This is a genomic window from Terriglobus aquaticus (assembly GCF_025685415.1).
In the GTDB taxonomy this organism is placed as follows: Bacteria; Acidobacteriota; Terriglobia; order Terriglobales; family Acidobacteriaceae; genus Terriglobus; species Terriglobus aquaticus.
In genome coordinates, this window is sequence record NZ_JAGSYB010000001.1 from 3,482,324 (window position 1) to 3,493,777 (window position 11,454).

Genomic DNA, 11,454 nt, shown 5'->3' on the forward strand with positions numbered 1-11,454 from the left:
CGCAAGTGCCCAGCGGCAACGCAGATTAGCGAACCAGCAGAACGTGCAGAAAACGGGGCCCGTGCACGCCTTTAATCCGCGTCATCTCGATGTCCGCCGTTGCAGACGGTCCGCTGATAAACGTCGTCGGCAGCTCCGCTGTTGCCTGCAACCGCCGCATCGCTTCCGGCACCGTCGCCACCACATCCTGCTCGCGCACCACGCACAGGTGAACGTCCGGCACCAGCGTCGCCGCGCGCCGGCCCTGCCCCGGCAGGTTTTGCAGAACCAGCGTTCCCGTCTCCGCAATCGCCAGCGTGGACCCCGTCAGTACCGCCGTAAACCGGTCCAGTTCGCGCGGAGAGAAGCCCTCGTCCTTCACAAAAGCAACGCCGTCCGGCAACCATCCCTGGGCGAGCCCCGCCGGTACCAGCACCTCGGTCAAGCCAAGCAAGCTCACGATCTCCCGCACTGTTCCGGCAATCTCCTCCGGCGACACGCGATACACCTGTGCGTCGTAGTCGTGCAGGCGATCAATCAACCGGAGCAGCACCGCATCGCGGTCCGCGGCACTCGCAGCGTTGTACGCGCGCGGCAGCGCAGCCCACTCCAAACCCACAGTGTCAGCATCGCGGGCCTCGCCAACAATGCCGCGCACCCGACTGAGAATCGCCTCACGCGAGCTCATCGCGCTTGACTCGGTCATCCCGCTTCTCCTGCTGGCGCTCCCTTGCGCTCGCGCTCCTCCCACCACTCACGAAACGTCTGCTGCGGCATGGCGCGCAGATCGCGCACGTTCGTCCAACCGCCCAGCATGCCCGGCAGCCAACTCACCCACTTCTGCCCCTGCCCGTCGCGCCGCTCCAGCGGGGTCTCACCCATGCGCCCCAGCCGCTGCGCCGCGCGGAACCGGCCTTCGCTGCGAAAGATGGCGCCCGCCGCCTTCATTGCCATCGCTTCAGGATTCGTGATGGTCTTCAGCCCGCCCGTGTTCTCCTCGACCACACGCCCGCGCAGGTGTACCAGCACCTCCGGGATGTTGATCTTCACCGGGCATACTTCGTAGCACGCGCCGCACAGGGAACTCGCATACGGCAGCGACTGCGCATAGTGCATGCCCAGCAGTTGCGGCGTCAGGATCGCGCCGATCGGCCCGGCATACACGCTGCCATACGCATGGCCGCCCGTCTCGCGATACACCGGGCACGCGTTCTGACACGCGCCACAGCGGATGCAGTGCAGCGTCTGCCGCGCCTCCGCATCAGCCAAAACTTCCGTCCGGCCGTTGTCGATCAGCACTACATGAAAGTGCTCCGGCCCATCACCGGCGGCATACCCCTTGCCCACGCCGGTCCACACGCTGTTGTACGGGTTCATGCGTTCGCCCGTCGCACTGCGCGGCAAGGTCTGCAGCAGCACCTCCAGGTCCTGAAAGCGCGGCACAACCTTGTCGATGCCAGCCAGCGTGATGAGCGTCTTCGGCAGCGTCAGGCACATGCGCCCGTTGCCTTCGCTCTCCACCACGCACACGCCGCCCGTCTCGGCGATCAGAAAGTTGGCGCCACTGATCGCCGTCTCCACGCGCAGAAACTTCTCACGCAGGAATCGCCGCGCCGCATCGGCCAGATCCTGCGGCGACTCGCCCAGGTGCTCCAGCTTCATCTCGCGCAGAAAGATTTCGCGAATCTGCTGACGATTTTTATGCAGCGCCGGCACCACGATGTGCGACGGCTGGTCCTGCCCAAGCTGAATGATCAGCTCCGCTAGATCGGTCTCATACGGGTGAATGCCGACCGACTCCAGCGCGCGATTCAACTGGATCTCTTCCGTCGTCATCGACTTGATCTTGATGACCTCTCCCTGCAGCGCGACCCCGTCCGCTGCTTCGCCAGCACCCGGATGCGTCCCCTGCGGTTCACCCGCCGGTCGCCCTGCAATCGAAGGTGCAGTCCGTCCGCGCGCGATGGCCTCCTGTGCCAGCCGCACCACGATCGCGCGCGCCTCGGCGGCATCGCGTGCCCAGTGCACATGCCCACCCGCAGCGGTGCAGTTCCGCTCAAACTGCTCCAGGTAAAACGGCAGATTGCGGATGGTGTGTTCGCGCACGGCACTACCCGCATCGCGCAGCGCCTGCCAGTCCGGCATCTCGCCCACAACGCGCGCGCGCTTCGCCTGGATCACGTCCGTCGCGTGCCGCACATTCTTGCGCAACTGCGTGTTGCCCACCATCGCGGTCGCCGCAATGGGGAACGGCGGCGCGGTCTTTGGATTTAGCGCGGTGCCGCCACTCATGCTTCGTCTCCGGCCAGGATCTCTGCGATATGCACGGTTTGCACGCCGGTGCGCTGCCGGTGCAGCGCGCCGCCAATGTGCATCAGACAACTGTTGTCGCACGCGGTCACGCACTCCGCGCGCGTGTTCAACACGGCGGTCGTCTTCTCCGCTAGCATCGCGCTCGACACCTCGGCGTTCTTCACGGCGAAAGTGCCGCCAAACCCGCAGCACTGCTCCACCTTGTCCAGCTTCACCAGGTCGATGCCGCGCACGTTCGCCAGCAGTGTCTCCGGCCCATCCCCCAGCGCCAGCCCGCGCAGACCGTGGCAACTGGCGTGGTACGTCACGCGATGCGGATAGTACGCACCCACGTCCTTCAGGCCCAGCTTCTTCGTCAGGAACTCGCTGAACTCCCACACTCGCGGCAGCAGGGAAGCGACCTCGTCCACGATGCCCGGATGTTCTTTCTCAAGCCGCTGCGCCATACCCGGGTAGTGCTCGCGCATCATCGTCACACAGCTCGAGCTGGGCACCACCACCGCCTCGGCATGCCGAAACTGCGCGACAAAGCGCGGCAGTAGCGGCAACGCTTCGGCTTGGTAGCCAGTGTTGTAGTGCATCTGGCCGCAGCAGGTCTGGCCGGCGGGGAACTCCACGGTGTGGCCCAGCCGTTCCAGCACGGCGACCACAGCGCGGCCGGCCTCCGGGAACAGCGTGTCGTTATAGCAGGTAATGAACAGCGCAACCTTCACGACCACGCCTCCAGCGGGACAGAGTTCCAGACGAGCGAAGTTCCGGATGAACGAAAGTTCCAATAGAGAGTATATTTCCCAAACGCAATTCGCTTCCGGTACAGTGGTTGCGCCTGCTGTAACGGTAGACCGCACCCCTCCACTGAGGCAAAAACGCTTGGGCACAAATCCGTTTCTTGGGATCCTCTATCACTGGATTGGCGGCTTCGCCTCGGCCACCAACTTCATCCCGTTCCGCGGCATCAAGCGCTGGTCGTGGGAGATCTATTGGATCGTCCAGGGCTTTGCCGCCTGGATCGTCGCTCCGCTCATCATGGCGTCGCTGCTGGTGCCGAATCTCTGGCACGTCCTCGCCACCTCGCCGCGCTCGGCAGTCGGCTACGCCATCCTCATGGGCGCGCTGTGGGGCGTTGGCGGCCTCACCTTCGGCCTCGCCGTCCGTTACCTCGGCATCGCCTTGGGTTACGCCATCGCTCTCGGCCTCTGCACCGCGTTCGGCACGCTCATCCCGCCCATCTACACGGGCGAGATTCACGCAATTATGCACGCCCGCTCCGGACAGGTAGTGCTGCTTGGCGTCGCGGTCTGCGTGCTCGCCGTGGCGGTCAACGGCTTCGCCGGCTGGTCCAAAGAAAACGAGATCACCCCCACCGAAAAGATCGAGATCGGCGAATCTGAGTTCTCGCTGCTCAAGGGCCTGCTCATCGCCATCGGCGCCGGCATCATGAGTTCCTTCTTCGCCTTCGGCCTCAAGGCCGGCGCGCCCATTGGCGACGTCGCCAAGGCCGAGCTCATCCGCACCGGCCACCTGCCGCTCTGGCAAAACCTGCCGATCCTCATCGTCGTCCTCTGGGGAGGTTTCGCCACGAACTTTGTCTGGTCCTGCATCCTCATCGCGCGCAACCGCTCGGCCGCGCAGTTTGGCGGCGAACCCGGCGCCAATCCCATGCGCGCCGCGCACGAGACCGGTGCGACCCTGCAGGACATCGATCCCATGGAGTTCGCCCAGCGCATCGCTCCCGGCGTACTCGTGAAGAACTACATCTTCGCCGCCATGGCCGGCGTCATCTGGTACTTCCAGTTCTTCTTCTACTCGCTCGGTCAAACGCAGATGGGCAAGTACGACTTCAGCTCCTGGACACTCCACATGGCCTCGATCATCATCTTCGCCACGCTGTGGGGACTCGCCCTGAAAGAATGGCGCGGCACCAGCACGCGCACCAAGGCACTTGTCACCGCCGGCCTAACCCTGCTCATCGGCTCCACGCTCATCGTCGGCTACGGAAACTACCTGCAATCGCAACAGCCGTCTTCCACGACCACCACCGCGTCTCGCTAAACATCGGCTGATCTAAGACCGCCTACGGCAGTCTCACTCCAACGAACACCATGCAGTGTCATCCTGAGCGTAGGGAAGATCTGTTTGATCCGCTTCAGCAAGAACGTAAGAGGACGGCAAGCATATGCAGCAACGACGCTCTAAATTAACCCGGCTCCTTCAATCACTAATCGTGCTCGCTTCGGCCACCGTCCTCGCCCAAGCACCGTTGGCCCAAACACCGCCAGCGCCGGTTGTCAGCACCAACGCCGCTCTCCCGCCTAAGCTCACCGGCATCGCCCACGTCGCCATTCGCGTCGCAAACCTCGACGCCTCCCGCGCCTTCTACGCGAAGCTCGGCTACGCGCAGCCCTTCACTCTGACCGGCAAAAATGGCGAAGTCACCGAAGCCTTTATCAAGATCGACGACCGCCAGTACATCGAGCTCTATCCCGGCGATGCCGCGCACGCCCCAGCTTTCCTCCACGTCTGCTTCGAGGCGCAAAACCTGCCCGGGCTCTACCCCACCTACACCGCCAACGGCATTGTCGCGCCGCCGGTGAAGAAGGCCGGCGCCGGCAACCTGCTCATGGCCTGGAAGGGCCCCGAAGACCAGACCGAAGAGATCACCGAATACCAGCCCGGCTCACGCCACTCGAACGACTTCGGCAAGGACCTCGGCGCCGACCGCGTCAGCACCCACATGGTCGGCGCGGTCGTCCCCATGCAGGATCCAAAAGCCGCGGCGCAGTACTTCATGCAGCGCATGAACTTCACGAACAGCGGCACACGCGAAGGCGCAGTCCTCACCTCACCACCGGGCCTGCACGACGCCTACTTCGGCTTCCGCTCTAGCAGCGCGCCGGAACGACTGGCGCTGATCTTCCAGGTCGCCTCCGCCAAGTCGACCCTTCTCCGCCTTCAGCAACTCGGTATCGAAGCTACCGTCCGAAACGAACGCGTCCTCACGCACGATCCAGACGGCAACCTTCTGGTCTTCACCAGCGAGAAGCTCTAACTCAGTTTCTGAGCCACTAGGCCCTCGGCGGGTCCTGTTGAGGGTGCAACGGCTCGCCAACCGTCGGCACCGCAGCGCGTACCGCTGCCTTGAAGTCACTGATGAACTCGCGAAAGTGCGGCATCAGCTCGGCAAAGGGCGACTGCTTCCGGTACTTCAGCATCACCTCGCCAAACAGCTTCATGCCGATCGCCAGCGCGGCGGTTTCGTCCGGTTCCATCCCGGGCAGGTGTCGTGCCCGGCTTGCAATCGCCAGGATGTCGTCGTGATTCTTGGCTTCGAAGCTGAGCAGGTCGTGCCCGCTATCCAGCGGGCCGTCAATTCGTTCCACAGTGATGCGAAAGAGTGCCATCGTGTTCTCCGTTAGTTCAGGGCGGGAACGGAGCCGCAAACCGGCGCCTGTCCCGGCATGCCGCTGCTGACAGACGCAACGGCGCGGGTGAGGCGTTGGTTTACGTGAACGCTTACGGTTTGCGCCAGCGACTGCACCGCGGCGGCACAAACATCCGATGCTCAGAAGGTATCAGGGGCACGCACTCCAACCAAATCGCGTGATGGCGGAGGTGGCGCCTCCGCCAGAGGCAAAGCACCACTCGATCGCGGCATCTCCTCAACCATTGCTCCGGTCCGGGGCGCGGGATCGATCACTTGCCACCAGAGCCGCTCCAACACGTATTCGCTAAGCTGCGTTCGCCTCAGCCGCCGCGCGTTATCTTCGTGTACGCCCACCCCGACGACGAAATGATCGCAGTCGGCGGCCATCTTTCGCTCTTCCGCCAAGCGCTCTTCCTGCAAGTCACCAATGGAGCGCCGGCGGATAACGCCGACGGCAATCGCCTTGGCTTGTCGCGCGATGAGTACCGGGCCACCCGCGCCTTGGAGCTGCGCGCCGCCTTTGCCGCCGCTGGCCTGCCGGAAGCGCGTCATCGCTGCCTCAACCTCCCTGACAAGGAGGCGGCGTTCCACCTGCCAGACCTCACGGACCAGATCGCGCAGCTGGTCGCGGCGGAGCCCCCGGACTACATCTTCACTCACCCCTACGAAGGTGGCCACCCTGACCACGACGCCTGCGCCTTCGCCGTCCACACCGCTGTAGCCGCGCTTCCGGAAAACCGCCCCGTCATTCTCGAGAGCCCGTTCTACTTCAGTAATGCAGACGGCACCATGCACACAGGCAGCTTCCTGCACGAAGAGCCCGGGACCATCCTCACACTTCCTCTCTCTGCGTCCCAGCAACAAAGCAAGCAGGCCGCCTTTGCCGCCTTTCAGACGCAGCGTGACGTGCTCGCCAACTTCCCGGTGGCCGTGCGCGAAGAGCGTTTCCGCATCGCGCCCGTTTACGACTTCACCAACCCAGCCGCGCCCGGGCCGGCCTTTTACGAATCCTTTGTTCCCGGCCTGACTGCCGCCCGCTTTTCCGCGCTGGCCGCCGAAGCCCTGCAGCCCCAGGCAGCGTCTGGCGCCCCGAGGCAATCCAACGCAGTCACGAGCTTTGCCGAATGAGCCTCCGCATCCTTCACATCGCGTACCCCTACGCCCCCGTCGGTCCACGTACCTGCGGTGGGGCAGAGCAGGTGCTCACCGACCTGGATCGCGCGCTGGTCGCCGCGGGGCATAGCTCGTCCGTCGTTGCCTGCGAAGGTTCTCGCTCTGCCGGCCACCTCTACAGCGCGCCCGTTCCCCATGGCCGGCTCGACTCCACTGACTCGGACCGCCGCTTCTGGCAAAGCCGCTACCAGGGCGCCATCGACCGCGCCCTCAACTCCGAGCGGTTCGACCTGGTTCACATGCACGGCCTGGACTGGCACCACTACCGCCTGCCGGCAAACCTGCCCGTCCTGGTCACCCTGCACATGCCCATCGCGTGGTACCCGTCCACGGTGTGGGACAAGCGTGGCCGCAATCTCCACTTCCAGTGCGTCTCCACCCACCAGCGGCAGACGTGCCCTGACCGCGATGCCGCCGTGGTTGAAAACGGTGTCGCTCTGCCGTCGTACGACCCGCGCGCACGCTCCCGGCGCTTCGCGCTGGCACTGGGCCGCATCTGCCCGGAAAAGAACCTGCACGAGGCCCTGTCGGCCGGCACCATTGCAAACGTTCCTGTACGCGTCGGCGGTCAGACGTTCCCCTACAGCACTCACCTTGAATACGAGCGATCTCTGTTCCGTCCTGCGCTGCGCGGCAACGGGCGCATGCGAAACCAGCACCGCTTCCTCGGCCCGCTGCCTCCGCGCCGGAAGCAACATCTGCTCGCCGCCGCGCGCTGCCTTCTGCACCCCACGCTCGCTCCAGAGACCAGCTCGCTTGTCACCATGGAGGCGCTCGCCGCCGGCACCCCGGTCATCGCCTACCGTTCCGGCGCTCTGCCCGACATCATCGAACACGGCGTCACGGGCTTTCTGGTCAACAACGTCGCTGAGATGGGCGACCGCATCGCGGAGGTGGACACGCTCGACCGCAACGCCTGCCGTCGTGCTGCCGAGCAGCGCTTCTCGCTGCAGGCCATGACCCGCGGCTACCTTGACCTCTACACCCGCATCCTGGAGCAGGGCAGCATGGCGCATCCACGCTATGCCTGAGCCATCCGGCCAGGGGTCGCGCACCGTTCGGCTGCTCCGCACCACCTCCGACCTCGAAGCGTTCCTCCCCGCGTGGACGGCGCTGTGGCAATCCGACCCGAACCGCACGCCCTTTCAGCACCCGACCTGGCTTCTTCCCTGGTGGCATCAGTTCGGCCAGCCGGATCTGCGCGCCGTCGTCGTCTCCGTCGCCGAACAGCCCGTCGCCTTTCTGCCGTTCTACCTCTACCCTGAGCCGGACGGCGGCCCGCGTAAGCTCCTTCTGATTGGTGCCGGAACCAGCGACTATCTCGACGGCCTGTTTGCGTCCGATTGCACCGTTGAAGACGTAATGGCGGGACTGCAGGCCCTGCTCGCAGAACCCGGCTTCGACACTCTCGACGCCGTTCAGCTGCGCCCCGAGTCCCTGCTCACCCGAGCACTCCAACACCTTGGTGCTGCCGAGTCCGCTGCCGAACCCACTTCGATCATGCCGGCGCTTGCACTCGCCGACCTGCCCACCAAGATCCGACGCAACGCCATGTACTACCGCAACCGCGCCGAACGCGACGCTACCTTGGAACTCACTTTCGCTACGGAAGCCGACTGCCTCGAGCATTTCGAACAACTCGTCCGGCTCCACGGCGCCCGCTGGCAGGAGCGCGGCGAACCCGGCGTGCTCGACGACCTCAGCGTTCTCGCCTGGCACCGCGAAGCCCTGCCACATCTCGCCGCCGCTGGCCTGCTCCGCCTGGCGACCCTCACTCGCAATGGTGACCCGCTCGGTCTCATGTACGCCTTGGCCGACGATCCCGGCAAAGCCGACGCGAACGGCCAGCCCAACCGTACCCTCTATCTCTACCTTCCGGCCTTCTCGCTCCAGCACCGCGACCTGCGCCCCGGCACCGTCCTTCTCGCGCTGCTCATCGACCATGCCGCCCGTGAAGGCTTCACCACAGTCGACATGCTCCGCGGCGGCGAGTCCTACAAGCAACTCTGGCACGTCGCCGAACGCCCCACGGTCGCCCTCACCTTTCGCCCGGAGCGCGCATGAACGTCCCCAACGCCGACCGTCTCGCCGTCCGCTGGACCATCGGCAGCGTCCGCGATCGCGGCTTTGAGATGCTGCGCCTCTCCATCCACTGCGCAACGCGGCTCTTCGGCCCCGAAGCGGAATACCTCGTCTGCGTCAACGAACTCACCGTAGAAGAAGCCCGGCGCCGCACCGGCTCCGTTCCCGACCACGTGCAGTGGCAGGCCGTCACGCGCGCCGACCTCGCCCCGCAGCTAGCGACCTGGCTTGGCAATGGGGAGCACGGCTACATCGAAGGCATGGGCTGGAAGCTCGCTCCGCTCCGCACCTTCCCCGACCGATACGAACTCGCCATCGACAACGACGTGATCCTCTGGGACCTGCCCGCCGGCATGCGGCAGTGGCTGTCCGAGCCGGCCTCGTACCTCTTCGCCGAAGACGCCGACCGCTGTTTCGGCGCCTTCGACCCGCAACTCGACTCCGCCATAAAGACCCTCGGCGTCCGCGGCCTCAACGCCGGTGTCCGAGGCCTGCCGCCCGGCATCGACCTCGGCCAGGCGCTCACATTAGCGCTAACGCAGGCCGACAGCGACGCACGCCGCCTCACCTGCAAGCCGCTCGACCTTTCTGGCGAGATTGAGGAGCAGGGTCTGCAGGCCGCCGCCATGGCCCGCCTGCCCGAACTCCACGGCGGCACCCTCCACCTCGTCCGCCTCGCCGAGGTGAATCTCTCGTCGCCGTTCTGGCCCAAAACGCCCAACTTCGGCACCTGCGGCGCGCATTTCATCGGGATGAACGCCCGCCACATTCCATGGGACTACTTCGATCGCCCGGCGGACGACTGGCTCGCTGAGCACTGGGCAAGGTCTCGCCCCACGCTCTACGACCGAGCCGAACTTGCTCTCCCGTCGTAACTTAGAACGCATTTGCAAGTCACCTCGGACGGCTCTTCCGTCTTGCCGGGAAGCGCGCGTCGGAGCGCGTCTGCGACTTTCGCCGACGCGCACGTTCTTTTTACAAATATGAGTGCGAAGCACTCACTATTCCTGCATCCTTCCTGCTATGATCTGCGTCAGATGAAGTGAGCCGATGTGAGTCGGCAGAGATCAAAGGAGGTTCGCCATGACCATCACCCGCCGTTTCGTCCCCGTCCACGACGCCACCAGCGCCATCCAGAACCGTTTGCTCAACAGCCTGTTCCAGGACTTCGCCCGTCCCGAGGTCACCGGCAGCTTTGTTCCAGCCGTTGACGTGTACGAGGACGCAAGCAAAATCGTCCTCACGCTGGAAACGCCCGGCATCGCGCCTGAGAACCTGAATATCCGCGTGGAAAACAACACGCTGAGCATCGAAGGCGAGCGCAAGGCCCAGACCGACCTGAAGCAGGAAAACTACCACCGCATCGAGCGCCGCTTCGGTTCGTTCGTCCGCAGCTTCACCCTGCCGCAGACGGTCGACACCGAACAGGTGAGCGCTCACTCCGAACACGGCGTGCTGACGGTGGAGTTGCCCAAGAAGGCTGCCGCCCAGCCTAAGCAGATCAAGGTCAACGTGGCGACGCCGGCCATCGAGCAGGGCTCCGCGCAGGGCAAGACCATGGAAGGCGAGGTCAACCAGCCCGCCAGCCAGCAGAACGCCGAAGTCCGTCCGGCTCAGGCCTAAGCGGAGTCGGGGCGAAATCAGTGCGCCGGCCGGTCCGGGCCGCAGCAGGGAATGCAGCGAGGCTTCCCTGATCAGTGCCCGGCCGCCGTGCAGCGCGGGGGCTGCCTGAGCCAGACTCGGCAGCCCTTTCTCCTAAACCGTGGGAGCGAGGCTCTCACGAATCAGCAGGCCGGCTGCCAGCAGCAGCAGATCGGCAATCCAGAAGCTGCGATCCCCGAAGCGCGGGGCACACCACGCGCCCAGAACCGCTCCGGCCAGGAAGCCTAGGCAGATTACGCCAAGATCGCGGAACATACGGCGGCCTCTCTTCCGAATCTGCACGCGCGGTTCTACCGGGAAGAGCATGTCGAATGCGCCGTCAAACACGGCACGCAGGTTGCCGGTGACAAACGTGGTGTTATAGGCCACATTGCCCAAGCGGCGAAACGCTGTGATCTGCAGGGCCGCTGTCAACGCGACCAGGCCGACAACAGCCTTCGAAGGCAGGTGCAGGGGAGCGCCCGCGATGGCAAGTCCGGCCATCTCAATCAGCAGGGCAAGCCGCAACGCCGAGGCCGAATGGTACTGCAGCACATATTTGCCGAGCGACACACCCAGCACGAACGCTCCCAGCGGCGTTACATGCCGCATTACCTGGGCGTAGTCGTGGCTGACCAGGGCGATCGCGAGCAGCACCACGTTGCCTGTCATAGCGTTGGCGAACACATGGCCGTGGAGCAACCAGACCACCGCATCCAGCAGACCGCCACTGGCCGCCAGCAGGGTTGCCGCCGCAACAGTGCGAGGTGTCTCCGGCAGCGTCTCAGGCGGCTTTCCGGCGAATCCCGGAACAGGTGCGGGTTGGGCGGCGGCAGCGATTC

12 protein-coding genes are annotated in these 11,454 nt (G+C 64.9%); 7 read left to right on the plus strand and 5 right to left on the minus strand.

What is annotated here, in order from left to right:
• Nucleotides 1–25: 25 nt before the first annotated feature.
• Genes OHL12_RS14380 through OHL12_RS14390 form a run of 3 tightly spaced genes read right to left on the minus strand, consistent with a single transcriptional unit; the run spans nucleotide 26 to nucleotide 3,005 of the window.
• On the minus strand, nucleotides 26–685 hold the full coding sequence (locus OHL12_RS14380; RefSeq protein ID WP_263414508.1) for a LutC/YkgG family protein: 660 nt from the start codon (nucleotides 683–685) through the stop codon (nucleotides 26–28).
• A complete protein-coding gene (locus OHL12_RS14385; RefSeq protein WP_263414509.1) occupies nucleotides 682–2,271 on the minus strand; it encodes a lactate utilization protein B in 1,590 nt (529 codons plus the stop codon). Before OHL12_RS14385 ends, OHL12_RS14380 begins: the two co-directional genes overlap by 4 nt.
• On the minus strand, nucleotides 2,268–3,005 hold the full coding sequence (locus OHL12_RS14390; protein ID WP_263414510.1) for a (Fe-S)-binding protein: 738 nt from the start codon (nucleotides 3,003–3,005) through the stop codon (nucleotides 2,268–2,270). The genes OHL12_RS14385 and OHL12_RS14390 overlap by 4 nt, the downstream gene beginning before the upstream one ends.
• A 157-nt stretch (nucleotides 3,006–3,162) precedes the next feature.
• On the opposite strand from OHL12_RS14390, the gene OHL12_RS14395 reads away from it, so the two are divergent.
• Nucleotides 3,163–4,344, plus strand: a complete 1,182-nt coding sequence (locus tag OHL12_RS14395; RefSeq protein WP_263414511.1) for an L-rhamnose/proton symporter RhaT — start codon at nucleotides 3,163–3,165, stop codon at nucleotides 4,342–4,344.
• 172 nt (nucleotides 4,345–4,516) lie between these two features.
• Nucleotides 4,517–5,341 (plus strand): VOC family protein, encoded by an 825-nt coding sequence (locus OHL12_RS14400; RefSeq protein WP_263414512.1) that lies wholly within the window; start codon nucleotides 4,517–4,519, stop codon nucleotides 5,339–5,341.
• 16 nt (nucleotides 5,342–5,357) lie between these two features.
• Here OHL12_RS14400 and OHL12_RS14405 read toward each other — a convergent pair whose 3' ends face one another.
• A complete protein-coding gene (locus tag OHL12_RS14405) occupies nucleotides 5,358–5,693 on the minus strand; it encodes a DUF3861 domain-containing protein (RefSeq protein ID WP_263414513.1) in 336 nt (111 codons plus the stop codon).
• Nucleotides 5,694–6,058: 365 nt separating this feature from the next.
• On the opposite strand from OHL12_RS14405, the gene OHL12_RS14410 reads away from it, so the two are divergent.
• The 5 genes from OHL12_RS14410 (at nucleotide 6,059) to OHL12_RS14430 (ending at nucleotide 10,594) form a co-directional block, all read left to right on the plus strand.
• On the plus strand, nucleotides 6,059–6,844 hold the full coding sequence (locus OHL12_RS14410; protein ID WP_263414514.1) for a PIG-L deacetylase family protein: 786 nt from the start codon (nucleotides 6,059–6,061) through the stop codon (nucleotides 6,842–6,844).
• On the plus strand, nucleotides 6,841–7,920 hold the full coding sequence (locus tag OHL12_RS14415) for a glycosyltransferase family 4 protein (protein WP_263414515.1): 1,080 nt from the start codon (nucleotides 6,841–6,843) through the stop codon (nucleotides 7,918–7,920). The genes OHL12_RS14410 and OHL12_RS14415 overlap by 4 nt, the downstream gene beginning before the upstream one ends.
• On the plus strand, nucleotides 7,913–8,953 hold the full coding sequence (locus tag OHL12_RS14420) for a GNAT family N-acetyltransferase (RefSeq protein ID WP_263414516.1): 1,041 nt from the start codon (nucleotides 7,913–7,915) through the stop codon (nucleotides 8,951–8,953). Before OHL12_RS14415 ends, OHL12_RS14420 begins: the two co-directional genes overlap by 8 nt.
• The gene (locus tag OHL12_RS14425; RefSeq protein WP_263414517.1) at nucleotides 8,950–9,846 is read left to right on the plus strand and encodes a hypothetical protein; all 897 of its coding nucleotides are present in this window, start codon (nucleotides 8,950–8,952) and stop codon (nucleotides 9,844–9,846) included. The genes OHL12_RS14420 and OHL12_RS14425 overlap by 4 nt, the downstream gene beginning before the upstream one ends.
• 208 nt (nucleotides 9,847–10,054) lie before the next feature.
• Nucleotides 10,055–10,594 carry an Hsp20/alpha crystallin family protein gene (locus tag OHL12_RS14430; RefSeq protein WP_263414518.1) on the plus strand — a complete coding sequence of 180 codons (540 nt, stop codon included), beginning with the start codon at nucleotides 10,055–10,057 and terminating at the stop codon, nucleotides 10,592–10,594.
• A 132-nt stretch (nucleotides 10,595–10,726) separates the two neighbouring features.
• Here the strand turns inward: OHL12_RS14430 and OHL12_RS14435 are convergent, their stop codons facing one another.
• A complete protein-coding gene (locus tag OHL12_RS14435) occupies nucleotides 10,727–11,452 on the minus strand; it encodes a YoaK family protein (RefSeq protein ID WP_317889840.1) in 726 nt (241 codons plus the stop codon).
• Between the last annotated feature and the right edge of the window lie 2 nt (nucleotides 11,453–11,454).